This window comes from Pseudomonas sp. FP1762 (assembly GCF_030687105.1).
In the GTDB taxonomy this organism is placed as follows: Bacteria; Pseudomonadota; Gammaproteobacteria; order Pseudomonadales; family Pseudomonadaceae; genus Aquipseudomonas; species Aquipseudomonas siliginis.
In genome coordinates, this window is the sequence record NZ_CP117458.1 from 3717947 (window position 1) to 3742490 (window position 24544).

At 58.8% G+C, this 24544-nt stretch carries 25 protein-coding genes; 13 read left to right on the plus strand and 12 right to left on the minus strand.

The features are described 5' to 3' along the window. Positions 1-30: 30 nt before the first annotated feature. Both PSH90_RS16515 and PSH90_RS16520 read right to left on the minus strand, forming a co-directional pair. Positions 31-666: a lytic polysaccharide monooxygenase auxiliary activity family 9 protein gene (locus PSH90_RS16515; RefSeq protein ID WP_095182054.1), complete on the minus strand. Its 636-nt coding sequence runs from the start codon at positions 664-666 to the stop codon at positions 31-33. A gap of 207 nt (positions 667-873) precedes the next feature. Beyond that, a complete protein-coding gene (locus tag PSH90_RS16520) occupies positions 874-1314 on the minus strand; it encodes a hemerythrin domain-containing protein (protein WP_305381075.1) in 441 nt (146 codons plus the stop codon). A 152-nt stretch (positions 1315-1466) separates the two neighbouring features. On the opposite strand from PSH90_RS16520, the gene PSH90_RS16525 reads away from it, so the two are divergent. Continuing rightward, positions 1467-1892 carry an N-acetyltransferase gene (locus tag PSH90_RS16525; protein WP_041477053.1) on the plus strand — a complete coding sequence of 142 codons (426 nt, stop codon included), beginning with the start codon at positions 1467-1469 and terminating at the stop codon, positions 1890-1892. Positions 1893-1994: 102 nt separating this feature from the next. Here the strand turns inward: PSH90_RS16525 and PSH90_RS16530 are convergent, their stop codons facing one another. Next, positions 1995-2345, minus strand: a complete 351-nt coding sequence (locus PSH90_RS16530) for a hypothetical protein (RefSeq protein WP_041477055.1) — start codon at positions 2343-2345, stop codon at positions 1995-1997. Between the two features lie 133 nt (positions 2346-2478). Between PSH90_RS16530 and PSH90_RS16535 the strand changes: the two genes are divergently transcribed. From PSH90_RS16535 to PSH90_RS16565, 7 genes are all read left to right on the plus strand, one after another. After that, the gene (locus tag PSH90_RS16535) at positions 2479-2808 is read left to right on the plus strand and encodes a DUF6388 family protein (protein WP_041477057.1); all 330 of its coding nucleotides are present in this window, start codon (positions 2479-2481) and stop codon (positions 2806-2808) included. 165 nt (positions 2809-2973) lie between these two features. After that, positions 2974-3366, plus strand: a complete 393-nt coding sequence (tusD, locus tag PSH90_RS16540; RefSeq protein ID WP_041477377.1) for a sulfurtransferase complex subunit TusD — start codon at positions 2974-2976, stop codon at positions 3364-3366. A 2-nt stretch (positions 3367-3368) separates the two neighbouring features. Then, positions 3369-3725: a sulfurtransferase complex subunit TusC gene (gene tusC, locus PSH90_RS16545; protein ID WP_095182056.1), complete on the plus strand. Its 357-nt coding sequence runs from the start codon at positions 3369-3371 to the stop codon at positions 3723-3725. Further along, the gene (gene tusB, locus PSH90_RS16550; RefSeq protein ID WP_041477059.1) at positions 3725-4018 is read left to right on the plus strand and encodes a sulfurtransferase complex subunit TusB; all 294 of its coding nucleotides are present in this window, start codon (positions 3725-3727) and stop codon (positions 4016-4018) included. The genes tusC and tusB overlap by 1 nt, the downstream gene beginning before the upstream one ends. Further along, positions 4015-4350, plus strand: coding sequence for a TusE/DsrC/DsvC family sulfur relay protein (locus PSH90_RS16555; protein ID WP_016770652.1), 336 nt, complete (start codon positions 4015-4017; stop codon positions 4348-4350). Before tusB ends, PSH90_RS16555 begins: the two co-directional genes overlap by 4 nt. Further along, positions 4347-5348: a glycosyl transferase family protein gene (locus PSH90_RS16560; protein ID WP_256809120.1), complete on the plus strand. Its 1002-nt coding sequence runs from the start codon at positions 4347-4349 to the stop codon at positions 5346-5348. The genes PSH90_RS16555 and PSH90_RS16560 overlap by 4 nt, the downstream gene beginning before the upstream one ends. Positions 5349-5439: 91 nt before the next feature. Then, complete coding sequence (locus PSH90_RS16565; RefSeq protein ID WP_150634945.1) at positions 5440-6441, plus strand: glutathione S-transferase family protein; 1002 nt, start codon at positions 5440-5442, stop codon at positions 6439-6441. A gap of 94 nt (positions 6442-6535) precedes the next feature. Here PSH90_RS16565 and cysG read toward each other — a convergent pair whose 3' ends face one another. From cysG to ftsK, 6 genes are all read right to left on the minus strand, one after another. After that, positions 6536-7930 carry a siroheme synthase CysG gene (cysG, locus tag PSH90_RS16570; RefSeq protein WP_041477064.1) on the minus strand — a complete coding sequence of 465 codons (1395 nt, stop codon included), beginning with the start codon at positions 7928-7930 and terminating at the stop codon, positions 6536-6538. Then, entirely contained in the window at positions 7931-9211 is a 1281-nt protein-coding gene (gene serS / locus PSH90_RS16575; protein ID WP_041477066.1) for a serine--tRNA ligase, read from the minus strand. 15 nt (positions 9212-9226) lie between these two features. Beyond that, the gene (gene crcB, locus PSH90_RS16580; RefSeq protein WP_016775261.1) at positions 9227-9601 is read right to left on the minus strand and encodes a fluoride efflux transporter CrcB; all 375 of its coding nucleotides are present in this window, start codon (positions 9599-9601) and stop codon (positions 9227-9229) included. Then, on the minus strand, positions 9601-10923 hold the full coding sequence (locus PSH90_RS16585; RefSeq protein WP_042609225.1) for a replication-associated recombination protein A: 1323 nt from the start codon (positions 10921-10923) through the stop codon (positions 9601-9603). The genes crcB and PSH90_RS16585 overlap by 1 nt, the downstream gene beginning before the upstream one ends. A 195-nt stretch (positions 10924-11118) precedes the next feature. Further along, complete coding sequence (gene lolA, locus PSH90_RS16590) at positions 11119-11739, minus strand: outer membrane lipoprotein chaperone LolA (protein WP_016775262.1); 621 nt, start codon at positions 11737-11739, stop codon at positions 11119-11121. Between the two features lie 67 nt (positions 11740-11806). After that, positions 11807-14215 (minus strand): DNA translocase FtsK, encoded by a 2409-nt coding sequence (gene ftsK / locus PSH90_RS16595; RefSeq protein WP_305381076.1) that lies wholly within the window; start codon positions 14213-14215, stop codon positions 11807-11809. 521 nt (positions 14216-14736) lie between these two features. Between ftsK and aat the strand changes: the two genes are divergently transcribed. The 3 genes from aat (at position 14737) to infA (ending at position 16514) form a co-directional block, all read left to right on the plus strand. Then, positions 14737-15417 carry a leucyl/phenylalanyl-tRNA--protein transferase gene (gene aat, locus PSH90_RS16600; protein WP_095182060.1) on the plus strand — a complete coding sequence of 227 codons (681 nt, stop codon included), beginning with the start codon at positions 14737-14739 and terminating at the stop codon, positions 15415-15417. 58 nt (positions 15418-15475) lie between these two features. Beyond that, positions 15476-16183, plus strand: coding sequence for an arginyltransferase (locus tag PSH90_RS16605; RefSeq protein WP_041477071.1), 708 nt, complete (start codon positions 15476-15478; stop codon positions 16181-16183). A gap of 112 nt (positions 16184-16295) precedes the next feature. Next, positions 16296-16514: a translation initiation factor IF-1 gene (gene infA / locus PSH90_RS16610; RefSeq protein WP_002553999.1), complete on the plus strand. Its 219-nt coding sequence runs from the start codon at positions 16296-16298 to the stop codon at positions 16512-16514. 665 nt (positions 16515-17179) lie between these two features. On the opposite strand, the gene clpA is transcribed toward infA, so the two are convergent. Together clpA and clpS are read right to left on the minus strand one after the other, a co-directional pair. Next, positions 17180-19450 (minus strand): ATP-dependent Clp protease ATP-binding subunit ClpA, encoded by a 2271-nt coding sequence (gene clpA / locus PSH90_RS16615; RefSeq protein WP_305381077.1) that lies wholly within the window; start codon positions 19448-19450, stop codon positions 17180-17182. Between the two features lie 30 nt (positions 19451-19480). Then, on the minus strand, positions 19481-19864 hold the full coding sequence (gene clpS, locus PSH90_RS16620; RefSeq protein WP_011334948.1) for an ATP-dependent Clp protease adapter ClpS: 384 nt from the start codon (positions 19862-19864) through the stop codon (positions 19481-19483). A gap of 224 nt (positions 19865-20088) precedes the next feature. Here clpS and PSH90_RS16625 point away from each other — a divergent pair, with 224 nt between their 5' ends. After that, positions 20089-20370, plus strand: coding sequence for a cold shock domain-containing protein (locus PSH90_RS16625; protein WP_236168574.1), 282 nt, complete (start codon positions 20089-20091; stop codon positions 20368-20370). 78 nt (positions 20371-20448) lie between these two features. On the opposite strand, the gene icd is transcribed toward PSH90_RS16625, so the two are convergent. Beyond that, positions 20449-21705, minus strand: a complete 1257-nt coding sequence (icd, locus tag PSH90_RS16630; RefSeq protein WP_056788899.1) for an NADP-dependent isocitrate dehydrogenase — start codon at positions 21703-21705, stop codon at positions 20449-20451. A gap of 481 nt (positions 21706-22186) precedes the next feature. Between icd and PSH90_RS16635 the strand changes: the two genes are divergently transcribed. Continuing rightward, the gene (locus tag PSH90_RS16635) at positions 22187-24412 is read left to right on the plus strand and encodes an NADP-dependent isocitrate dehydrogenase (protein WP_305381078.1); all 2226 of its coding nucleotides are present in this window, start codon (positions 22187-22189) and stop codon (positions 24410-24412) included. Positions 24413-24544 lie beyond the last annotated feature (132 nt).

A 24544-nucleotide genomic window follows, 5' to 3' on the forward strand; every position in this document is an offset into this window, starting at 1 on the left:
AGCGCTACCGGGCTCGTTCAGCCTGGGTTGTTACTGGAAGTCGACGTCGAAGGCCTGGTAGAAGGCGTTGCCGGTGTTGGCGACGATCCACATCAGCACAATGACGTGATGACCCTTCTTGTTCGTCGGCAGTTGCACTTGGTGATCAACCTTGGCCTTCAATTCGCCGGCATGGCTGTAATACGGCACTTGCGGGTAGAAGTCTTCGAAGAACGGCTGGGTTTCGAGCTGCGCACGGCTGATGCGTTGCTGTGGATCCCAGCCGTCTTTGGTGATCAGCCAGCGATAACCACGGGTGGTGTGCGGCGCGGTGTACGCCCAGCTGACCTCGAGAATCTGCCCCGGATCGACATTAAGCAGCGGCCAGTTGAATGAACGGCCGAGCTTCTTGCTCATCTCGTCGTCGGTGTAATTGACGCAATCGCGGGCATCGGTCTTGCCGCCGCTGAGAATGTAGCCATCGGCCGGCGGCGCGACGCTGTCCGAGTCGGTCTCGAAGGGTTGCGGGAACGGCCCGGCATTCACGGCCGGAAAGTTTTTGCCGCCCTCCATTTCATTGACTTGCCAAGCGCCGAGCAAGCCGAGGTCAATGGCCACTGCGCCGCGACTTGCTGGCGAGATGACACGACCGTGTTTGAGTTGGGTTTGTGGGATTGCCTGATTCATCGTCTTCACTCCGTTGATTTGAGAACTCTCCTTCCCGAGGAGAGGCCTTCAAGCTAACGGAGGTGAATTTTTTGTCCATTGGCGCTTTTGTCGCAATGCGATTTTGCAGGACGTAAAAAACCCTAAAACACTGGATGGATAACCAGCTCAAGTCGACACGTCGCACTCAACGTGTAGCTGAACACCTACACGCCGAGTCGCCTTTGGTCATTCAGACAGTTGCGCCTGATACTCCTTTTCGTACTGCCCGGCGAGTTGCGTTTTCTGTTTATCGTCGAGCAGTTTGCCGGCCATTTGGAAGAACTTGTGCTCTTCTTCCTCAAGGTGGTGATGAACCTTGTCGGAAAGCTTCTTGGCCGTGGCCAGCCACGCCGGACTGGACATTTCGGTCTCGTCGAGTTCTTCCATCATTTCGTCCATTTCGTGGTGCTCGGCGATGGCGTGGCGGCTCAGGTCAACGCCTTCGTCGATTTCCATCAACGGAATGTAGAAGTGTCGCTCTTCAGCGGTTTCATGCGCTTGCAGTTCTGCTTTTAGCTGCTTGTAGGCCTCGACCCGCTCAGGGCTGTCACCGCTGGTCGCGATCAGAGCCTTGGCGTAAGTGCGCTGGCGCTCGTGGCTTTCGCGCAGGGCTTCAAAAATACTCACGGGAATTCCTCATCAATCGCGCTCAGGGAAAGACGCGATAAAAGCCTAGACCGCAACGCTGGTTTGACGGTTCCGCTTGTTCGATCGAAGGGCTTGGAGGCGTTTGCCCGGACGGGTTAGGCTGGGCGTTCAATCACACAAGGAAGTCATGCATGAATTTGCGTATCGAGTTGACGGACAATCCTACCGAGGAACAGCGTCAGGCCATTCTCCAACCGTTGATTGAATACAACGATGCGAAGACCGGCATATCGAAAACCGAACCGTTCGCCTTGATGGTAAAAGATGAGTATGGCGCGATACTGGGCGGGTTGTACGGGCGAGTGACTTTGCGCTGGATGTTCATCGATTTGCTGTCAGTACCGGAACAAAGTCGCGGACAGGGGATTGGTTCCAGGTTAATGGCACAGGCAGAAGCGTTGGCCGAAGACAGGAACTGCTACGGAATCTGGCTCGACACCTTCGATTTTCAGGCGCCGGAGTTCTACAAGAAGCTGGGCTTCAGCCAGTTCGGTGAGATCGTTGACTATCCACCGGGGCACAAGCGGCATTTTTTCCAAAAGCGGCTGATCAACTGACTGTGTCGCTCTTTGCGCAAGCAGGCTCGCTCCCACACTGGAAAGCATTCAATCGGTGGGAGCGAGCCTGCTCGCGAAAGCGCCAGCCGCCTCGACACACAATCAGAGGCAGGTCGCCATCGCCGCCATGCGCCGCATCGCGACAAAATCACTCTGCTGTGCGTAGTAATTCAAAGTCGTACCCGAGGCTTCGGTAATCACATCGACAAACGACTCCGCTGAACGCGTGTAGACCGTCGTGCCGCCAGACTCGCGCGGCTCCAGATAGGCCGCCGCGTCGACGCCGAAAACCGCTTCATCCTGCCAGGCGAATTGCACGCACCGGGCGACGTCTTTCTCCGGCTTGTCCGAGGTCAGGACCTTGTCCGGGCTCTTGCTGCGAGCATCGTTCATCACCGAACCGGCGCACCCGGCCAACAGGGCCGCCGCCAGCACTACCATCAGCATTCGCATTGCATTTGCTCATCGAGAAAAAAGCGGACTGTAGCACTGCAACGCGGCAAATCGTTCTGCTTTACTGTTTTTATGCGCGACACGCGTGAGCAGCTGCGGCACTCTGAGATCTTCAGCCACACAAGGACATTACATGGCGCCTAGCGACCAACGACATGAACACGCCCTGAAACTGTTTCTCGATGCGCGACCCGAACTGCGCGAGACCCTCGACCATCTCAACCCGCTGCTGGCTCAGGCCAAGGGTGAAACCCAGGCGCAGTACCGCGAAGAACGCTTGCATGAAGCATTCGAGGCTGAGGCAGAAAGCCAGGGGTTGTTTGCCTGGGAGCTGACGTTGCAGCTGACCGCTGATTCACCGGAGGACTATCAGGCGCAACGCCTGGAAGTGCATCGGGAAGTGGCGGAAATGGCGGGGATGGACTGGATCGAGTATTGCGATCTTTACGGCATCACCCCGTAATCGATGTAGGAGCTGCCGAAGGCTGCGATCTTTTGATTTTGCTCTTCAAGATCAAAAGATCGCAGCCTTCGGCAGCTCCTACAAAGGTATCTGCGTAAAACTCGGGTTTCGCGGCACGAGCGATAAAGCTTTATCATGGCCGCAGTTTCGCTGATCGAGTCCATCATGAAGTTCGCCATCGCGCTGTTTTCCGCCGCCCATGCGCCCTCCTCGCGCCGTGCCCTGCTGTTTGCCCAGGCCGCGCTGGCCGGCGGCCATGAGATTGTCCGGCTGTTCTTCTATCAGGACGGCGTGTTCAACGCCTCCGATGCAGTGGTGACGCCGCAGGATGAACAGGATTTGCCCAAGCAATGGCGCGCCTTCATCAACGAAAAGCAACTGGATGGGGTGGTCTGCATCGCCGCCGCTCTGCGCCGTGGTGTGTTGAACGAAGAAGAAGCCAAGCGTTACCAGCGTGAAGCGATTTCGCTCAGCGCGCCGTGGGAATTGTCCGGTCTGGGTCAATTGCACGATGCCGTGCAGGACGCTGACCGTCTCATCTGTTTCGGAGGCGCTTGAACATGGCCAAATCGCTGTTGATCATCAGCCGCCAATCGCCATGGTCCGGCCCCGGTGCGCGGGAAGCGCTGGATATCGTGCTCGCCGGTGGCGCCTTTGATCTGCCGATCGGTTTGCTGTTTCTCGATGACGGCGTGCTGCAACTGGCCGCCGGGCAGAACGCCAAGGCCTTGCAGCAGAAAGACCTCAGCGCCAATCTGCAGGCGCTGCCGATGTTTGGTGTCGAAGAGCTGTTCTATTGCGCCGAAAGCGCCAATGCTCGCGGTCTTGGCAACCTGTCGCTGGACGAGGCGCAGCCGCTTGCTGCTGACCACATCACCGCCCTTATTGACCGTTACGATCAGGTGATCACCCTCTGATGTCGACTTTGCATGTTTTGTCTCATTCCCCGTTCGCCGACGATCGTCTGAGCAGTTGCCTGCGCCTGCTCGGCAGCGCCGATGCGGTATTGTTGTCCGGCGATGCGGTGTATGCGCTGCAACCGGACACTGTGCCGTTCTCAACCCTTCAAGAGCGAGCAATCAGACTGTTTGTATTGATTGAGGACGCACAGGCGCGTGCGATCGAGATTCCAGACTGGGCCGAGGCCATCGACTACCCGGCGTTCGTCGAACTGTCGATCCATCACGCCAAGGTCAACAGCTGGCTATGAATTCAATGACCGTCGGCGCCCGCGCCATCGAACTGGACAAGGACGGCTTTCTCGTTGACCTCAGCGACTGGTCGGCTGAAGTCGCCAGCGCCCTCGCCGCCGCAGAAGACATCGAGTTGACGCCTGAACACTGGGAAGTCCTCGAGCTGCTGCGCAGCTTCTACGCCGAATTCCAGCTATCGCCGGCCACGCGGCCGCTGATCAAGTACACCGCGTTGAAACTCGGCGCGGACAAAGGCAACAGCCTGCACCTGAACCGACTGTTCAAAGGCACCCCTGCCAAACTCGCCGCGAAACTGGCGGGCCTGCCCAAACCGACGAATTGCCTATGAACGACTTTCCAGCATTGACCCTCGAAACGCCTGCCGAGCACCCGTTCGCGCAATTCGTGCGCATTCTCGGCAAGGGCAAGCGCGGCGCCCGCGACCTGACGCGCGAGGAAGCCCGCGAGGCCATGGGCATGGTGCTCGATGACAAGGTCGAAGATACGCAACTGGGTGCCTTCCTGATGTTGCTGCGCCACAAGGAAGAAAGTGCCGAGGAAATGGCCGGTTTCACCGAAGCCCTGCGCGCACGCTTGCAGGCGCCGTCGCTGAATGTCGACCTGGATTGGCCGACCTACGCCGGCAAAAAACGCCATCTGCCGTGGTATCTGCTGGCAGCCAAATGCCTGGCGCAAAACGGCGTGCGGATCTTCATGCACGGCGGCGGCGCGCACACGGCCGGGCGTCTATACAGCGAACAACTGCTGGGCGAACTGAACATTCCCCTGTGCCGTGATTGGCAGCAGGTCGGCACGGCACTGGGCAACGGCGGCCTGGCCTTTATGCCGCTGGTGGACTGGGCGCCGCAACTGCAGAAGATGATCGACCTGCGCAATACCTTGGGCCTGCGGTCGCCGATCCACTCGCTGGCGCGGATTCTCAATCCGTTGGGCGCACGCTGCGGCCTGCAAAGCATTTTTCACCCGGGTTACCAGGCGGTGCATCGCGATGCCAGCGGCTTGCTCGGCGACGCGGCAATTGTGGTCAAGGGTGATGGCGGTGAAATCGAGATCAACCCCGACGCCACCAGCCACCTTTACGGCACCAGCGGCGGTCAGAGCTGGGACGAAGAATGGCCGCAGCTGTCAGCGCAGCGCCACGTCAAACCCGCTTCGCTGGAAATCGAGCACTTGAAAGCCGTGTGGCGTGGCGATGTGGTCGACAGTTACCCGCAAATGGCCTTGATTGCGACCATGGCCCTCGCCCTGCGCGGTCTCGGTCAGAATCGCGAACAGGCCTTTGCGACCGCAGAGCAATATTGGGCGGCGCGCAACACATCGATCTAACCGATCATTAGCGCCCGATCTTTGCGCTTTTTGTTCGAACTCATCGGAATAGACTCGACTCCAACGAATATTGGTTTTGGGAGTCTTGATCATGGGTTTACTCGTCGACGGCCACTGGCAGGACAAGTGGTACGAAAGCAGCAAGGACGGCGCGTTCCAGCGCGAACAGGCGCAACGCCGCAACTGGGTGACCGCCGACGGTCAACCAGGCCCCAGCGGTGAAGGCGGTTTCACTGCTGAAGCCGGGCGCTATCACCTCTATGTTTCCCTCGCCTGCCCTTGGGCGCATCGCACGCTGATTCTGCGCAAACTCAAAGGGCTGGAAGGTCTGATCGACGTGTCGGTGGTCAGCTGGCTCATGCTGGAGAACGGCTGGACCTTCGACAAGGCGCTGGGTTCGACAGGCGACAAACTCGATGGCTTCGATTTCATGCATCAGCGATACACCGCCGACACGCCTGATTACACCGGGCGCGTGACGGTACCAGTGCTGTGGGACAAGAAACTCAAGCGCATCGTCAGCAATGAATCGGCGGAAATCATCCGCATGTTCAACAGCGCCTTCGACGGGATCACTGGCAACGATCTGGACTTTTATCCGGCGCCGCTACGCAACGAGATCGATGCGCTGAACGAGCGGATCTACCCGGCGGTGAACAACGGTGTCTATCGTGCCGGGTTCGCCACCTCGCAACAGGCATACGAACAGGCGTTCGATGAAGTATTCGCCGAACTGGATCATCTGGAGCAACTGCTGGGTGCCAATCGCTACCTGAGCGGGGAATACCTGACCGAGGCCGACGTGCGCCTGTTTACCACGATGATTCGCTTTGACGCGGTGTATCACGGGCACTTCAAGTGCAACCTGCGGCGGATTGCCGATTACCCGAATCTGTCGAACTGGCTGCGCGAGATGTATCAATGGCCGGGTATTGCCGAGACGGTGGATTTCCAGCACATCAAGCATCACTACTATGGCAGCCACAAGACGATTAACCCGACGGGAGTTGTTCCGAAAGGGCCGCAGCAGGATTTCAGCGTAGCGCATGACCGGTCGCGGTTGATCGGGAAAGGGGTTTGGTTAAAGGGCTAACAGCAGAAGCAAAAGATCGCAGCTTTCGGCAGCTCCTACATGAGAATGCGTTCCTCTGTAGGAGCTGCCGAAGGCTGCGATCTTTTGATCTGACTCAGACCTGCGCTTGAGCCCCTTCAAACCACGCCAGCTTCTCGCGCAGTTGCACCACTTCGCCGACGATCACCAGAGTCGGCGCATGCACTTCATGCTCCGCCACCATTCGCGGCAGATCCGCCAGCGTGCCGGTGAAAACCCGCTGATTGACTGTAGTGCCCTGCTGAATCAACGCCGCCGGGGTATCCGCCGCGCGACCATGCTTGATCAACTGCTCGCAGATGATCGGCAGGCCCACCAGGCCCATGTAGAACACCAGCGTCTGCGCCGGAGCCACCAGGTCAGCCCATGGCAGATCGGTGGAACCATCCTTCAAGTGGCCAGTGACAAACCGCACGGACTGCGCATGGTCACGGTGGGTCAGCGGGATCCCCGCATAAGCGGCGCAACCGCTGGCCGCCGTGATGCCTGGCACCACCTGGAATGGAATACCGTGGGCCGCCAGTTCTTCGATCTCTTCGCCACCGCGGCCGAAGATAAACGGATCGCCGCCCTTCAACCGCACCACACGCTTGCCAGCCTTGGCCAGATCGACCAGTTGCTGGTTGATCTGATCCTGCGGCACGGCGTGTTCGGAGCGCCGCTTGCCGACATACACCCGCTCGGCATCGCGACGGCACAACTCGAGAATCGCCGGCGCCACCAGGCGGTCATAGAGCACCACATCGGCTTGCTGCATCAGACGCAGTGCGCGGAAGGTCAACAGATCCGGATCACCCGGACCGGCACCGACCAGATAAACCTCGCCAGTGGTGACCATTGGCTCGCCATCGACCTTGGCCTGCAACAGGCGCTCGGCTTCAGCGCCCTGCCCGGCCAGTTGACGATCGGCGATCGGGCCCTGGAAAACGTCTTCCCAGAAGCCGCGACGCTGCTGAACATCCGGAAACAGGTTTTTCACCTGATTGCGGAAACGCGCAGCTAATCCAGCCAACTGGCCGTAAGTCGAAGGAATCCAGGTTTCGATTTTCGCGCGGATCAGACGCGCCAGTACCGGCGCATCGCCGCCGCTGGACACGGCGATGATCAACGGCGAGCGATCGACGATCGCCGGGAAGATCACGCTGCACAAGGCCGGCGCATCGACCACGTTGACCGGCACGCAACGGCGGTGGGCGTCGGTGGAGACTTGCGCGTTGAGCGTTTCGTCGTCGGTAGCGGCAATGATCAGCCCGCAACCGTCCAGATCCGTTTCGGCGTAACCGCGCAACAGGCATTCACCGCCGCTGGCAGCGACCAGTTCGGCCAGTTGCGTTTCGATTTCAGGTGCGACCACCCGCAGCAGCGCACCGGCATCGGCCAGCAGGCGGGATTTGCGCAAGGCAATTTCCCCCCCACCGACAACCAACACACGACTGCCGCGCAGGTTGTGAAACAGCGGCAGATATTTCATTTAGCCGATGACCTCAAGGCCACCCATGTACGGCTTGAGCACGTCCGGCACGCGGATCGAACCGTCGGCCTGCTGGTAGTTTTCCAGTACCGCAACCAGAGTACGACCGACCGCCAGACCAGAGCCGTTCAAGGTGTGCACCAGCTCAGGCTTGCCGGTTTCCGGGTTACGGAAACGCGCCTGCATGCGCCGCGCCTGGAAGTCGCCGCAGTTGGAGCACGAGGAGATTTCGCGGTATTTGTCCTGGCTCGGAATCCACACTTCCAGGTCATAGGTCTTGACGGCGCTGAAACCCATGTCGCCAGTGCACAGCGCCAGGGTGCGGTAAGGCAGGCCGAGCAGCTGCAGGACTTTTTCGGCGTTGGCAGTCAGGCTTTCCAGCGCTTCCATCGATTGCGACGGCTCGACGATCTGGACCATTTCGACTTTGTCGAACTGGTGCTGGCGGATCATGCCACGCGTGTCGCGACCCGACGCGCCGGCTTCGCTGCGGAAGCATGGGGTGTGGGCGACAAACTTGATCGGCAACAACTTCGAATCGACGATTTCGCCGGCAACGATGTTGGTCAGCGACACTTCGGCGGTTGGAATCAGGTACAGATCGGCTTCGCCTTCGCGGGCAATCTTGAACAGATCTTCTTCGAACTTCGGCAGCTGGCCGGTACCTTGCAGCGCCGGAGCCTGAACCAGATAAGGCGTGTAAGCCTCTTCGTAGCCATGTTCGGTGACATGCAGGTTGATCATGAACTGCGCCAGTGCGCGATGCAGACGGGCAATCGGGCCGCGCAGCAAGGCGAAACGCGCGCCGGACAGCTTGGCGGCGGTTTCGAAGTCCAGCCAGCCGAACTTCTCGCCGAGGGCGACGTGGTCTTTCACTTCGAAATCGAACTGAGTCGGGGTGCCCCAACGGCGTACTTCGACGTTGTCGTCTTCGTCCTTGCCGACCGGAACCGATTCGTGCGGCAGGTTGGGGATACCGAGCAGGATCGAATCGAGTTCGGTCTGGATCGCGTCCAGCTCAACCTTGCCAGCGCTCAGCTCGCCTGCCATGCGCTCGACGTCCGCCATCAGCGGTGCGATGTCTTCGCCGCGCTGCTTGGCCTGCCCGATGGATTTGGAACGCGCGTTACGCTCAGCCTGCAGTGCTTCGGTGCGGGTCTGGACGGTCTTGCGCTGTTCTTCCAGCGCTTCGATGCGCGCGGTGTCCAGGGCAAAGCCACGGGAAGCCAGGCGGTCCGCTACGTCCTGAAGGTTGCTACGTAACAGTTTGGAATCGAGCATGTCGGTTTCTCGTTATCAAAGTTTGGTCAGGGACAGGCCGGCCCACGTTGCGAGCAGCCCGCCGAATACGCTGAGTGCCGCGTAGCCCAGGGCCAGCAACACTTGCCCGCTTTCCAGCAGGCGAACCGTATCCAGTGAAAAGGATGAAAAAGTCGTCAGCCCCCCGAGGAAGCCGACCATCAACCCGGCGCGCACCTCGATCGGCACCTCCGGGCGTATCAGAAACAGGCCGTACAACACGCCAATCAGCAGGCAGCCCACGATATTAACGGCCAGCGTCGCGGTATAGAAGTGCCGCGGCCAATTGGCGCTGACCCAATTGCCGGTGGCGAAGCGCAACAAGGTGCCGGCAACACCGCCGACCGACACTGCGAGTATCAATGGAACCACTATTTTCTCCGCTGCCGAGGGCTCAGACGATCGAGTTGAGCGAGGTGATTGAGTTTTTCGCCGATCTTCAACTCCAGGCCGCGGGGCACGGGCTGATAGAACGGAATCGGCTCGAGTTCTTCCGGAAAATAGTCTTCACCGGCAGCATAAGCATCCGGTTCATCATGGGCATAGCGGTATTCGTCGCCGTAACCCAATTGCTTCATCAGCTTGGTCGGTGCATTGCGCAGGTGCAGCGGGACTTCCAGCGAGCCGTTCTCAGCCGCTGCGCGCAGCGCGGTTTTGAAGCCCATGTACACCGCATTGCTTTTCGGTGCGCAGGCCAGATAAGTAATGGCCTGGGCGACTGCCAATTCGCCCTCGGGGCTGCCAAGACGCTCCTGCACTTCCCACGCCGCCAGGCACAGGCTCAGCGCACGCGGGTCGGCGTTGCCAATGTCTTCGCTGGCCATGCGCACCACGCGCCGGGCCAGATACAGCGGATCGCAGCCGCCGTCGATCATCCGCGCAAACCAGTACAGCGCGCCGTCGGGATTGGAACCGCGCACGGATTTGTGCAGCGCCGAGATCTGGTCGTAAAACGCTTCACCGCCCTTGTCGAAACGTCGGCGCGTATCGCCGAGCAGGCTTTGCAGCAACTCGGTGCCGATTTCGCTGTTGTCTTCGGCCAGATCAGAGGCGTTTTCCAGCAGATTGAGCAGGCGCCGGCCATCGCCATCAGCGGCGGACAGCAACATCTGGAAGCCTTCATCGCTCAGGGTCAGGTTGCGCTTGCCCAGGCCGCGCTCTTCGGTGAGTGCGCGGTGGACCAGTTTGCGCAAGGCCGCTTCGTCTAGGCTTTTCAGCACGTAGACGCGGGCCCGCGATAACAAAGCGTTGTTCAGTTCGAACGAAGGGTTTTCGGTGGTGGCGCCGATGAAGATCAGCGTGCCGTCTTCAACGTAGGGCAGAAACGCGTCCTGCTGCGACTTGTTGAAGCGGTGCACTTCATCGACAAACAGGATCGTGCGCTTGCCGTACTGGCCGGCCTGCTGCTTGGCGATTTCAACGGCCTGGCGGATTTCCTTGACCCCGGCGAGCACCGCCGAAACCGTTTCGAAGTGCGCATCGGAGACTTCTGCGAGCAAGCGCGCCAGGGTGGTCTTGCCCACGCCCGGCGGTCCCCAGAAGATCATCGAATGCAGCGCGCCCTGCTCCAGCGCCTCACGCAAAGGCTTGCCGCGAGCGAGCACGTGTTCCTGACCGACGTACTCATCCAGATTGGCCGCACGCAGACGGGCGGCCAAGGGTTGGGCAATCGGTGCACTGCGAAACAGATCCATCACGTAGCGTTGAAACCTCTGATTTTCTGAAATCTGCTGAAGAACCTGTGGTGAGCGGATTTATCCCCGTTGGGCTGCGAAGCGGCCCCAAAAGCGACGACTGCTGCGCAGCCGGACGGGGATAAATCCCCTCGCCACAATAGCCCCTCAATAGCAGGCCCTCACCACAAAGGCCCTGACACAAAGTGCCGGTGTTTATTCCTGGATAACGTCGGCACCTTTGGGAATGTCGAATTTGAACTTGGACGCAGGCACCGCTTCGTTGGCCTTGACCCCGGTAAACAGGATATTGGTGCGCTGGCCGACGCTGTCAATCAGTTGCATGTCATTGAGCAGGCCGTTGCGGAACGACAGGCGCAGGTTGTCGAAGAGAGTGTCTTTGGTTTTCGGCTTGAGAGTGAAGTCGATCACGCCGCCCGCCTCTTTCGCGCTGATATCGAAGCTCTGGCTGATCTTCGAGACATCGCCGGACAACAGCAAGGCCGGCGTCTGGGTCAGACGCTCATCGAGCTTCTTGATGGTTGCCTGCTCCAGATCCGGGTCCCACAGGGTGACTTTCTTGCCATCGGAGACCATGGTCTGCTCGGCCGGCGCATTGGTGTGCCAGTAGAACAGGCCCGGACGCTGCAGGGTCATGTTGCCGGTGGTTTCCTGCAACTGGGTGCCGGTGCCATCGAGGGTCAACTGCGAAAAGTTCGCCGACAGGGTTTTCGATGTTTCGAGCAATTGGGTCAGACGCGCCACGTCCTTTTCATCGGCGTGGGCCGTGAGTGTGGTCAGCGCCAGTACTGGCAACAGCATGCGGATAAGGCGCATGAGAGTCCTCTTGAATACTCGTGGGAGAGCGAGTGGCGCGTCATTGCGCCACTCGAGTCGTTGCGTTTCAGTCGCGTACCGGGCCTGGGGCCAGGACTTCACGCGAACCGTTGGTGTTCATTGAGGTAACGACGCCAGCCATTTCCATCGCCTCGATCATCCGCGCGGCACGGTTGTAGCCGATCTTCAGCTTGCGCTGCACAGCGGAAATCGACGCACGACGACTTTCGAGGACGAACTGCACCGCTTCGTCATACAGCGCGTCGGCTTCCGGATCATCACCGTCGCCACCACCGCTGCTGCCTTCAAAGCCGCTGCCCGCCTCTTCGACACCGTTGAGAATGTCGTCGTTGTACTCAGGCGCACCGCGCAATTTCCAGGCCTCGACCACGCGGTGAACCTCATCGTCGGAGACGAACGCGCCGTGAACCCGGATCGGCAAACCGGTGCCCGGCGGCATGTAGAGCATGTCACCGTGACCGAGCAGTTGCTCGGCGCCACCCTGGTCGATGATGGTTCGCGAGTCGATCTTGCTCGATACCTGAAACGCCATACGAGTCGGGATGTTGGCTTTGATCAGACCAGTGATCACGTCCACCGACGGGCGCTGGGTGGCAAGAATCAAGTGAATCCCCGCCGCACGCGCCTTTTGCGCAATACGTGCGATCAGCTCTTCAACCTTCTTGCCGACGATCATCATCATGTCGGCGAATTCGTCCACCACTACGACGATGGTCGGCAGTTTCTGCAGCAGCGGCGCTTCGTCGTGAATGCTTTCGCGCTTGTAAAGCGGATCGCTCAACGGCTCGCCGGCATCCTGGGCTTCCTTGACCTTGGCGTTGAAGCCGGACAGGTTACGCACGCCCATTTTCGCCATCAGCTTGTAGCGACGCTCCATCTCGGCAACGCTCCAGCGCAAGGCGTTGGCAGCGTCCTTCATGTCGGTCACAACCGGGCAGAGCAGGTGCGGAATGCCTTCGTAGATCGACAGCTCAAGCATTTTCGGGTCGATCATGATCAGCTTGGCGTCGTCAGGGCCGGACTTGAACAGGATCGACAGGATCATCGCGTTCACGCCCACGGACTTACCGGAACCGGTGGTACCGGCCACCAGCAAGTGCGGCATCTTCGCCAGGTCGGTGATGACCGGCTTGCCGCCGATATCGTGACCGAGCGCCAGGGTGACCGGGGATTTGAAGTTGTCGTACTCGGGGGTCGACAGCACCTCGGAGAAACGTACGATCTGGCGGTCTTCGTTGGGAATCTCGATACCGACAGTGGTCTTGCCCGGAATCACCTCGACCACCCGCACACTGGTCACCGCCAGCGAACGCGCCAGGTCTTTGGCCAGGTTGGCGATGCGGCTGACTTTTACCCCGGCGGCAGGCTGGATTTCGTATCGGGTAATCACTGGACCCGGATGGATCGAATCAACGGTGACTTCGACGCCGAATTCCTTGAGCTTGATTTCCAGCAAGTGGCCGACCGCTGCCAAGGACTCAGGCGAATAGTTGAGCTGTTTCTTTTCCGCAGGATCAAGAATCGAGATCGGCGGCAAGGTGCCTTCGACCGCGCTGTCGACGAACAACGGCGCCTGCTTCTCTTTCTGCACGCGCTTGCTCGGCTCCGGCGCCTTGGCCGGTGCCGGCGCGATCACCGGTGGCACCTGCTTCTCGCGGTCGGACATGTGCTTGCTCAACGCTTGCTCGCGCTCGATCAGGCGTTCCTTGACCTTGGCCTGTTCGCGTTTGTCGGTGACAGTCGGCGCGACCACATCGTGGACGCGGTCATCGACCTCACGCAGTTGCGCAACCAGTTGCTTGCGTTCTGTGCGCGCCGACCACCAGCGGTTGAGCGCGCCCTGGAACAGTTCGAACAGATCGAGGGTGATCTTGCCGGTGACGTCCATCACCTTGAACCACGACAGGTCGGTGAATACGGTCAGGCCGAACAGGAACAGAGCGATGAACAGCAAAGTGCTGCCCTGAATGTTCAGCGCATTCTTCGCCAGATCGCCAAGGCTTTCGCCCAGGGCACCGCCAGCGCCGGCCGGCAGACCGGTCGCGGCATGGAAATGAATGTGCGCCAGCGCAGCACCGGAGAGCACGAGGAATACCAGGCCGATCAGACGCCAGGAAAACAGCCAGCCGCTCCACTGCCATGGTTCGTGGCGTTGACGGAAGATCTGGTACGCCTTGACCGCCAGCAGCAACGGAAAGATATAGGCGAAGTAACCGAGCACCATGAACAGGATATCGGCGCTGTACGAGCCGGCCGGGCCGCCGAAGTTCTGCACATCGTCGATCTTGCTGTTATGGCTCCACCCCGGATCGTCCTTGCCGTAGGTCAGCAAAGCCATCATCAGGAACAGGCACAAAGCGCCAATGGCGATCAATGCACCTTCCTTGAGCCGGTAGTGCAGTTGCTGGCGCCAGAGCGGAACGACTGTTTTGGGTGCTTCGGTGGTCTTCTTCAAAACGCTTCTTTTCCTGCGCCCGAGGCGCGTCCATCTATTGAATGACGATAAAAAACTGCCCAATCCAGGCAGGTAAAAAAGGTGAAAAGCTCAACTGGGACTACTTTTAACACTGTGCCACTGGTTTTATAAACACAGCCATAAACACTGTGCGCAGCGTATAGCCTGTCACAACCCGGCATTGTACGGGTTTGTGCGTCCGATGCCATGTTTGAGACCCCAGCCTTGAGCATAGCCAAACGTACATGCACTGCGTTGCAATTGGAGCATGCATTGTCTTTTGTGACAAAGGCTTATGAGCTGTATTTGATGAACGTAGCGAACCTGGCCGGATCAGGCTCACAGGAATGCTCGACAGCATCGGTACGGTGACGCTTACGACCACGGGCGACACATCAAGTTGCAGCTCAATGCTCACTGCAGCAGACATCTGTGCAGGACAGCGGCGCCGTTTCGCGGCAAACTCTTTCGCGGGGCCTGCACGCCCCTGACTGCCCTCCCCTTCTGCAAGCCTGGATGCCATGCTGACTTGGTTACAACGTAACTCCCTGACCTTTCCGCCACTGGAAAAAGCCATGCGCGAGCCGAACGGATTGCTCGCCGCCGGCGGCGATCTTTCCGCCGATCGACTGATCCAGGCCTATCGCCATGGCTGCTTCCCCTGGTTTTCCGAGGGCCAGCCGATTCTCTGGTGGTCGCCAGACCCTCGCACCGTGCTGTTTCCCGACGAACTGCACGTCTCGCGCAGTCTCGGCAAGCTGCTGCGCAAGCAACGCTATCAAGTGACCTTCGATCAGGATTTCGACGCCGTCATCCGCGCCTGCGCTGCACCGCGTGATTACGCCGACGGCACCTGGATCACCGAGGCCATGCAGGATGCTTACGTAGAATTGCATCGGCGCGGTTTCGCGCATTCGGTTGAGGTCTGGGACGAGGGACAGCTGGTCGGCGGCCTGTACGGCCTGGCGATGGGCCAACTGTTTTTTGGCGAGTCGATGTTCAGCCGCGCTGACAACGCGTCCAAATATGGCTTTGCCACGCTGGTCCAGCATTTGAAAGCCGCCGGATTTGTGCTGATCGACTGCCAGATGCCGACCGATCACCTGCACAGCCTCGGTGCGCGGTCGATTCCGCGCGGCGAATTCGCCGACTATCTGCGGCGCCATTTAGATCAACCGAATTCAGCGACCTGGGTTTGCTGAGCGACTTTTGCGCAGGTGGCTTACACTTAATCCACCAGCTTATCCCGAGGGTTGATTCATGACCGAGTTGGCGCGTTTGAAGTTTTATGCCACTCAGCCCCACTCTTGCAGTTATCTGCCCGAGGAGCAGGCCACGACGCTGTTTCTCGACCCGAGTCAGCCCATGGATGTGCATGTCTACGCAGACCTGTCGGAAATGGGCTTTCGTCGCAGCGGCGATCATTTGTACCGGCCGCATTGCCAGAATTGCAATGCGTGCGTGCCTGCGCGCATTCCCTCCGCACAATTCATCACTAATCGCCAGCAAAAGCGCATCTACAAACGCAACGCGGATTTGCAGGTGCAGCCGGTCAAACCGCACTTCAGCGAAGAATATTTCGACCTGTACCAGCGCTACATAGAACAGCGCCATGCCGACGGCGACATGTACCCGCCAAGCCGCGATCAGTTCTCGACGTTCCTGGTGCGTGACCTGCCCTTCTCGCGCTTCTACGAGTTTCGACTCGACGGACGGTTGCTCGCGGTGGCGGTGACCGATCTGCTGCCCAACGGTTTGTCAGCGGTGTACACCTTCTACGAACCGAACGAAGAACGCCGCAGCCTCGGCCGTTACGCAATCCTCTGGCAAATCGCCGAGAGCCAGCGTCTGGGCCTTGAGGCCGTGTACTTGGGTTACTGGATCAAGAACTGCAAAAAGATGAACTACAAGACGCAATATCGGCCCATCGAATTGCTGATCAATCAGCGCTGGGTCATCCTGAACTGAAGCTGCGGCCTAAACCCCTTGGCGTAAACACCATTTTTCGGGCACAATGCACGCCGCTTTTGCCTGGCGCAGTTGCACCGGGCCATTCATTGGATACCGAGGGCTTTACTGCATGTCGAAAGAAGACAGCTTCGAAATGGAAGGCACTGTCGTCGACACCCTGCCCAACACCATGTTTCGTGTGGAGTTGGAAAATGGGCACGTCGTAACCGCGCATATTTCCGGCAAGATGCGCAAGAACTACATTCGTATTCTTACCGGTGACAAAGTGCGCGTCGAGCTGACGCCCTATGACTTGAGCAAAGGGCGGATCACTTACCGCGCTCGTTAATCAAGTCAATACAGAACGCCCGGGTTATGCCGGGCGTTTTTGTGTCTGCGTTTTGAGGTTTGGAGGCTGGGGACTTAATCGTTGCTGCGGGTGTTGCCGCTGGCGGTTTCGCTCTACAGCAAGCAGATCAAAAGATCGCAGCCTTCGGCAGCTCCGGTTGGATCGCGTGAATTCGATAGAAACGGGTTGACCTGCAGGCCGCCTTCGCGAGCAGGCTCGCTCCCACAGAAAAGCAAAGGCAAAGGCAAAGGCAAAGGCAAAAGATCGCAGCCTCCGGCAGCTCCTACACAATGAGCTTTAGCTCGAGTACCGCTTTTGATCTTGATTCACCGGCGACGTCGGAAGGCTGAGTGGAGGGATTGATCCGGGGGTGGGAGCGCAGCGACCGTCTGGCGCAGCCAGACACAGCGGAAGGAGGTGCAGCGAAGCAAACCGGAGCCGCTGCGCCCGGATCGATCCCGGAGCGAAGGAACCCGAGCCTGCGAGGGCCGAACGCAGGAGCAAGCGTTTTTTTGCTTACTTTTTTTAGGCGTTTGTAAAAAAAGTGAGTCGCCGTAAGGGCGAAACCCTAAGCAGCCGTAACCGCAGCAACGGATATACACCCAAAACTATCAAACAACGAGCAACAAAAAGGCGCCCGAAGGCGCCCTCTTGATATACGACCGTCAGGCCATCTCAGCCGTGGTTTCGAAGTCGAACGTCAACTCCCCATCCTTGATGTCGATGTGCACCACACCGCCATGCTCGGCCAGTTCGCCAAACAGAATCTCCTCCGCCAGCGGACGCTTGATCTTGTCCTGGATCAGACGCGCCATCGGACGTGCGCCCATCGCCGAGTCATAACCACCCGCCGCCAGCCAGCTGCGTGCCGCATCAGTAACCTCAAGCAACACACGCTTGTCTTCCAGCTGCGCCTGAAGCTCGGTGAGGAACTTGTCCACCACACTCTTGATGACCTCATGACTGAGGCGACCAAACTGGATAATGGTGTCCAGACGGTTACGGAATTCCGGCGTGAAGCTCTTCTTGATCACTTCCATCGCATCGGACGAGTGGTCCTGATGGGTGAAACCGATCGAAGCCCGCGCTGCCGTCTCGGCACCGGCGTTGGTGGTCATGATCACGATCACATTGCGGAAGTCCGCTTTGCGCCCGTTGTTGTCGGTCAGCGTGCCGTGGTCCATGACCTGCAACAGCAGGTTGAAGACTTCCGGATGCGCCTTCTCGATTTCATCGAGCAGCAATACACAATGTGGCTGCTTGGTGATCGCTTCGGTCAGCAGACCGCCCTGATCGAAACCGACATAGCCTGGAGGCGCACCGATCAGACGCGATACGGTGTGACGCTCCATGTACTCGGACATGTCGAAGCGCACCAGCTCGATGCCCAGCGCCTTGGCCAGTTGTCGCGCGGCCTCGGTTTTACCGACACCGGTAGGCCCGGCGAACAGGAACGAACCGACCGGCTTGTCCGGCGATTTGAGCCCGGCACGGGACAATTTGATCGCAGTGGACAGCGAATCGATCGCCGCGTCCTGACCAAACACCGTCAGTTTCAGATCACGCTCCAGATTACGCAGCAGCTCCTTGTCGGAACTGGTGACGTGCTTTGGCGGAATCCGTGCGATCTTCGCGACGATGTCCTCGACCTGTGGCACTTCGATACGCTTGACGCGCATCTCCACCGGTTGCAGACGCTGGTAGGCGCCCGCCTCATCGATCACGTCGATGGCCTTGTCTGGCATGTGCCGGTCATTGATGTAGCGCGACGCCAGTTCGGCAGCGGCACGCAACGACTCATCGCTATACTCGATATTGTGATGCTGCTCGAAACGCCCTTTCAGACCACGCAGGATACCGATGGTGTCTTCCACCGACGGCTCGACGACATCGACCTTCTGGAAGCGACGCGCCAAGGCACGGTCCTTCTCGAAGATGCCGCGAAATTCCTGGAACGTGGTCGAACCGATGCAGCGAATGTCGCCAGACGACAGCAGCGGCTTGAGCAGATTGGATGCATCCATCACGCCACCGGACGCAGCACCCGCACCGATGATGGTGTGGATCTCGTCGATGAACAGGATCGCCTGCGGACGTTTCTTCAGTTCATTGAGCAGCGCCTTGAAGCGCTTCTCGAAATCACCGCGATACTTGGTACCCGCAAGCAGAGCGCCGAGGTCGAGCGAATAAACAACCGCATTGGTCAGCAGATCCGGCACCTGATTGTCGACGATGCGCTTGGCCAGGCCTTCGGCAATCGCGGTTTTACCCACGCCTGCCTCACCCACCAGCAGCGGATTGTTCTTGCGCCGGCGCGCAAGAATCTGCGCGACACGCTCGACTTCCGACTCACGACCAACCAACGGATCAATGCGACCCTGGCGCGCGAGTTCGTTGAGGTTGCTGGCATAAGCATCCAGAGGATTGCCTGAAGAAGAAGACTCACCGCCCTCGTCGTCCTGCATATCTTGTTCACCTTCAGAGTGATCGCCGTGCCCCGGTACTTTCGAAATGCCGTGGGCGATGTAGTTGACGACATCGATGCGCGCCACGCTCTGCTGTTTCAGCAGGAACACGGCCTGACTCTCTTGCTCACTGAAGATGGCGACCAGCACGTTGGCGCCGGTCACTTCGCGCTTGCCCGAGCTCTGTACGTGAAAAACAGCACGCTGCAGGACACGCTGGAAGCCCAGGGTTGGCTGGGTTTCGCGATCCTCGTCATGCACGGGGATCAATGGTGTGGTGGAGTCGATGAACTCCTGCAGATCATGCTTGAGTTTGTCGAGGTTTGCGCCGCAGGCACGCAAAACGGTGGCGGCAGCCTCATTATCCAATAGGGCCAGCAGGAGATGTTCGACGGTCATGAACTCATGACGCTTCGAACGAGCCTCCTTGAAGGCAAGATTGAGGGTGACTTCGAGCTCGCGGTTTAACATAGCTTCACCTCATACCCAAGTGGTCGGCGATTAACCGTCCTTCTCGATTTCACAGAGTAGCGGATGCTGGCTTTCCCTGGCGTACTGGTTGACCTGCATGGCCTTTGTCTCGGCGATGTCGCGGGTAAACACTCCACATACTGCCCGTCCTTCTGTATGGACGGCCAGCATGACCTTGGTCGCCAGCTCGCGATTCAGGTTAAAAAACACCTCGAGCACTTCGACGACGAAATCCATCGGTGTGTAGTCATCGTTGAACAAAACCACCTTGTACATCGGCGGCGCCTGTAACGCGGGCTTTGCTTCCTGAACAGCAACGCCTGCCGAATCGTCGTCGTGCTCCTGTGGAAGATCCTTTTGGAGAAGCGGGCGATCCTGATTGAATGTTAGTCGAATCTGGCTGATTGCATGCATGGAAAAAAAGGTTCGTCAGTTGTGCGAATACAGTGGTGGGGGCGGTTGCACACGTTTTCAACTACGACTGCCCGGTCACCTTGACTATCGGGAAAACGGTGTTACAACCAATAGAGCCCACAGTGGGTAAAAAAGATCCGCGGAGTCAATTCTTTTATCGAATTCGATTGCGGATGTCGTGGATGATACTCCAGCGATGGAGTCTGTTGCAGAGGGATTTGAGCATGGCTGTCGGCAAGGTGAAATGGTTCAACAATGCCAAGGGATTCGGCTTTATCAATACCGACGCCCGGGAAGGTCGCGATGAGGATGGCAAGGACATTGATTTCTTTGCCCACTACTCGGCCATTGAAATGGATGGGTACAAGACCCTGAAAGCGGGTCAGGCGGTGAACTTCGAGATCGTTCAAGGCCCCAAAGGCTTGCATGCCGTGAAGATAACTTCGGTCGAAGTCGCTTCGGCGCCGAGCGCGATTGCCACGGAAAAACAAACGGCAACCAGTTGAAGCCTCAAAATATTCGGTCATAAAAAAACCGCCTGACTCAACCCATCGAGCCAGGCGGTTTTTGCGTGCCTGCAACTTTTACATATGCGAAATCAGCGCATCTCCGAACCCGGAGGACGAAACCAGCTTCGCGCCATCCATCAAACGCTCGAAATCATAAGTAACAGTCTTCGCGCCGATCGCACCGTTGGTGCCCTTGATGATCAGGTCCGCCGCTTCAGTCCAGCCCATGTGACGCAACATCATCTCGGCCGAGAGAATCAGCGAGCCCGGGTTGACCTGATCCTTGCCGGCGTATTTCGGTGCGGTACCGTGGGTCGCCTCGAACATCGCTACGGTGTCGGACAGGTTGGCACCCGGCGCGATGCCGATACCGCCCACTTCCGCCGCCAGGGCGTCAGACAGGTAGTCACCGTTGAGGTTAAGCGTTGCGATGACATCGTATTCGGCCGGGCGCAGCAGGATCTGCTGGAGCATGGCATCGGCGATGGCGTCCTTGACCACAACGTTCTTGCCGGTTTTCGGGTTCTTGAACTGCATCCACGGACCGCCATCGAGCAGCGTCGCACCGAATTCTTCGGCCGCCACTTCGTAGGCCCACTCCTTGAAGGCACCTTCGGTGAACTTCATGATGTTGCCTTTGTGCACGATGGTCAGCGAGTCGCGGTCATTGTCGACCACGTATTGCAGAGCCTTGCGCGCCAGACGCCTGGTGCCTTCGCGGGAGACCGGCTTGACGCCGATGCCGCAGTTTTCGTCGAAACGGATCTTGGTGACGCCCATTTCTTCTTTAAGGAATTTGATGACCTTGGTGGCTTCCGGCGAACCGGCCTTCCATTCGATACCGGCGTAAATGTCTTCGGAGTTCTCGCGAAAGATGGTCATGTCGACATCGCCGGGCTTTTTCACCGGGCTTGGCACGCCTTCGAACCAGCGCACCGGGCGCAGACAGACGTACAGGTCGAGCTGCTGACGCAGGGCCACGTTCAGCGAGCGGATGCCGCCACCGACCGGAGTGGTCAGCGGGCCTTTGATCGAAACCACGTAATCCTTGACCGCGTCGAGGGTTTCCTGCGGCAGCCAGGTGTCCTGGTCATAAACCTGAGTGGCCTTTTCGCCGGCGTAGACTTCCATCCAGGAAATCTTGCGCTTGCCGCCGTAGGCCTTTTCAACAGCAGCATCGACAACCTTGATCATCACCGGACTGATGTCGACACCAATACCGTCACCTTCGATGAAGGGGATGATCGGGTTATCAGGAACATTGAGAGAATGGTCTGCATTGACGGTGATTTTGTCGCCGACGGCTGGAACCTGAATCTTCTTGTAACCCATGCTGAACTCCATTGTTTGGATTGAACACCTGGCTTGCTTCGAGCGTAACCCAGTTGAATCAACACGCAAACCCTATGTTCCTGCGCCGCGCACATCTCGTTTCCTACAAGCCTGAAAGCAAAGGGAAAAGCGCCAAACTCCAGCATTCGTAACGAGTCTTTGCCCGGTCGCGCCCTGCGACCTTTAGACCAATGGACGAGAATCGTTGCATATGAACCATCGGCAGATTGCCAGCTACCTATGTATAATGCCGCCCGCTGACCACAGGGTCACGACGGCTGGCCTCTCTAGCACGAGACTTTCCGCCTGATTGGTCGGGTTGTTACCGCAGCCTGACTGCTTGACGCTCTACTGATGCACCCAACATCACCGCGAAGAATCTCGACATTCGGTTCATGGATGACTTTGAACGAACGCGCTTACCCGGCGCCCCTCGAGTTTCTGCGCACGCTTTAGCAAAGAAGAGAGAGTTAATCCGAATATGCCCACCCGCTCGAAGATCATCTATACCTTCACCGACGAAGCTCCTGCCCTCGCCACCTATTCCCTGCTGCCGATCATCGAGGCTTACACCGCCTCGGCCGATATCGCCGTGGAAACCCGCGATATCTCTCTTGCAGCGCGCATCCTGGCAAGCTTCCCCGAGCAACTGGGCGACAAAGCCGTAGCCGATCACCTCGCCGAACTGGGCGACCTGGCCGTTACGCCTGAAGCCAACATAATCAAGCTGCCGAACATCAGTGCTTCGGTGCCACAGCTGCAAGCCGCGATCAAAGAGCTGCAGGCGCAGGGCTACAACCTGCCGGACTACCCGGAAACCGTGACCAGCGACGCCGACAAAGACGCCAAGGCGCGTTACGACAAGGTCAAGGGCAGCGCCGTGAACCCGGTTCTGCGTGAAGGCAACTCCGACCGCCGCGCTCCGCTGTCGGTGAAGAACTACGCGCGCAAGCACCCGCACAAGATGGGCGCCTGGGCCAAGGACTCCAAGTCTCACGTCGCGCACATGAGCACCGGCGATTTCTACGGCAGCGAAAAAGCTGTCCTGATCGACGCCGCTGACGCCGTGAAGATCGAACTGATCGCCAAGGACGGTGCTGCCACCGTTCTGAAAGAAAAAACCACCGTTCAGGCTGGCGAGATCCTCGACTGCGCCGTGATGAGCAAAAACGCCTTGCGTGCGTTCATCGCTGCCGAGATCGAAAGCGCCAAGGCCCAGGGCGTGCTGCTCTCGGTTCACCTGAAAGCGACCATGATGAAGGTCTCCGACCCGATCATGTTCGGCCAGATCGTTGCCGAGTTCTATAAAGACGCACTGACCAAGCACGCTGACGTGCTGAACCAGATCGGCTTCAATCTGAACAACGGCATCGGCGATCTGTACGCGCGCATCAAGGCCCTGCCGGCCGAGCAGCAAGCGCAGATCGAAGCCGATATCGCAGCGGTCTACGCCGTTCGTCCGTCGCTGGCGATGGTCAACTCCGACAAAGGCATCACCAACCTGCACGTGCCTAGCGACGTCATCGTCGACGCCTCGATGCCAGCGATGATCCGTGACTCCGGCAAGATGTGGGGCACCGACGGTCAGCTGCACGACACCAAGGCTGTGATCCCGGATCGTTGCTACGCGACCATCTACCAGGCTGTGATCGAAGATTGCAAAGCCAACGGCGCTTTCGACCCGACCACCATGGGCAGCGTGCCGAACGTCGGTTTGATGGCGAAGAAAGCCGAAGAGTACGGCTCGCACGACAAGACCTTCCAGATCAAGGCTGACGGCGTTGTTCGCGTCACCGACAGCAAGGGCAAGCTGCTGATGGAACAGGCTGTCGAAGCCGGCGACATCTTCCGCATGTGCCAGACCAAAGACGCACCGATCCAGGACTGGGTCAAACTGGCCGTCAACCGTGCTCGCGCCAGCAGCACGCCGGCGATCTTCTGGCTCGACCCGATGCGCGCTCACGATGGCGTGGTGATCGAGAAGGTTCAGGCCTACCTGAAGGATCACGACACCAGCGGTCTGGACATCCAGATCATGGCGCCGGTCGACGCGATGAAGTACACCCTGCAGCGCACCCGCGAAGGCAAGGACACCATTTCGGTGACCGGCAACGTACTGCGCGACTACCTGACCGATCTGTTCCCGATCATGGAACTGGGCACCAGCGCCAAGATGCTGTCGATCGTGCCGCTGATGAACGGCGGTGGTCTGTTCGAAACCGGCGCCGGCGGTTCGGCTCCGAAGCACGTGCAGCAACTGGTTGAAGAAAACTTCCTGCGCTGGGATTCGCTGGGTGAGTTCCTTGCCCTCGCCGCTTCCCTTGAGCACCTGGGTGTGAACTACAACAACCCGAAAGCACTGGTGCTGTCGAAAACCCTGGACCAGGCCACCGGCCAGTTCCTCGACAACAACAAGTCGCCATCGCGCAAGGTCGGCAACATCGACAACCGCGGCAGCCACTTCTACCTGGCGATGTACTGGGCTCAGGCCCTGGCTGCCCAGACCGAAGACGCTGCACTGCAAGCGCAGTTCGCGACTCTGGCCAAAACCCTGACCGAGAACGAGGCAACCATCGTTGCCGAGCTCAACGCCGTGCAGGGCAAGCCAGTCGACATCGGCGGTTACTACCACGCCGACGCCGATCTGATCAGCAAGGCCATGCGTCCAAGCGCAACCTTCAACGCGGCGATTGCTGCGCTGGTTTAAGGTTGTAATGGGAACATCACAAACCCCGGCCTTGTGCCGGGGTTTGTGTTTCCGGGTTTTGTGATCACCACAAAACTTTGTGGGAGCTGGCTTGCCAGCGATGGCGGTTTATCATCCAGCATGGATGGTGAC

Bases quoted from the DNA above. Each gene is read 5' to 3' on its own strand.
- PSH90_RS16515 (WP_095182054.1), bottom strand. From the start codon at position 666: ATGAATCAGGCAATCCCACAAACCCAACTCAAACACGGTCGTGTCATC.
- PSH90_RS16525 (WP_041477053.1), top strand. From the start codon at position 1,467: ATGAATTTGCGTATCGAGTTGACGGACAATCCTACCGAGGAACAGCGT.
- PSH90_RS16530 (WP_041477055.1), bottom strand. From the start codon at position 2,345: ATGCGAATGCTGATGGTAGTGCTGGCGGCGGCCCTGTTGGCCGGGTGC.
- PSH90_RS16535 (WP_041477057.1), top strand. From the start codon at position 2,479: ATGGCGCCTAGCGACCAACGACATGAACACGCCCTGAAACTGTTTCTC.
- tusD (WP_041477377.1), top strand. From the start codon at position 2,974: ATGAAGTTCGCCATCGCGCTGTTTTCCGCCGCCCATGCGCCCTCCTCG.
- tusC (WP_095182056.1), top strand. From the start codon at position 3,369: ATGGCCAAATCGCTGTTGATCATCAGCCGCCAATCGCCATGGTCCGGC.
- tusB (WP_041477059.1), top strand. From the start codon at position 3,725: ATGTCGACTTTGCATGTTTTGTCTCATTCCCCGTTCGCCGACGATCGT.
- PSH90_RS16555 (WP_016770652.1), top strand. From the start codon at position 4,015: ATGAATTCAATGACCGTCGGCGCCCGCGCCATCGAACTGGACAAGGAC.
- PSH90_RS16560 (WP_256809120.1), top strand. From the start codon at position 4,347: ATGAACGACTTTCCAGCATTGACCCTCGAAACGCCTGCCGAGCACCCG.
- PSH90_RS16565 (WP_150634945.1), top strand. From the start codon at position 5,440: ATGGGTTTACTCGTCGACGGCCACTGGCAGGACAAGTGGTACGAAAGC.
- cysG (WP_041477064.1), bottom strand. From the start codon at position 7,930: ATGAAATATCTGCCGCTGTTTCACAACCTGCGCGGCAGTCGTGTGTTG.
- serS (WP_041477066.1), bottom strand. From the start codon at position 9,211: ATGCTCGATTCCAAACTGTTACGTAGCAACCTTCAGGACGTAGCGGAC.
- PSH90_RS16585 (WP_042609225.1), bottom strand. From the start codon at position 10,923: ATGGATCTGTTTCGCAGTGCACCGATTGCCCAACCCTTGGCCGCCCGT.
- lolA (WP_016775262.1), bottom strand. From the start codon at position 11,739: ATGCGCCTTATCCGCATGCTGTTGCCAGTACTGGCGCTGACCACACTC.
- aat (WP_095182060.1), top strand. From the start codon at position 14,737: ATGCTGACTTGGTTACAACGTAACTCCCTGACCTTTCCGCCACTGGAA.
- PSH90_RS16605 (WP_041477071.1), top strand. From the start codon at position 15,476: ATGACCGAGTTGGCGCGTTTGAAGTTTTATGCCACTCAGCCCCACTCT.
- infA (WP_002553999.1), top strand. From the start codon at position 16,296: ATGTCGAAAGAAGACAGCTTCGAAATGGAAGGCACTGTCGTCGACACC.
- clpA (WP_305381077.1), bottom strand. From the start codon at position 19,450: ATGTTAAACCGCGAGCTCGAAGTCACCCTCAATCTTGCCTTCAAGGAG.
- clpS (WP_011334948.1), bottom strand. From the start codon at position 19,864: ATGCATGCAATCAGCCAGATTCGACTAACATTCAATCAGGATCGCCCG.
- PSH90_RS16625 (WP_236168574.1), top strand. From the start codon at position 20,089: ATGGCTGTCGGCAAGGTGAAATGGTTCAACAATGCCAAGGGATTCGGC.
- icd (WP_056788899.1), bottom strand. From the start codon at position 21,705: ATGGGTTACAAGAAGATTCAGGTTCCAGCCGTCGGCGACAAAATCACC.
- PSH90_RS16635 (WP_305381078.1), top strand. From the start codon at position 22,187: ATGCCCACCCGCTCGAAGATCATCTATACCTTCACCGACGAAGCTCCT.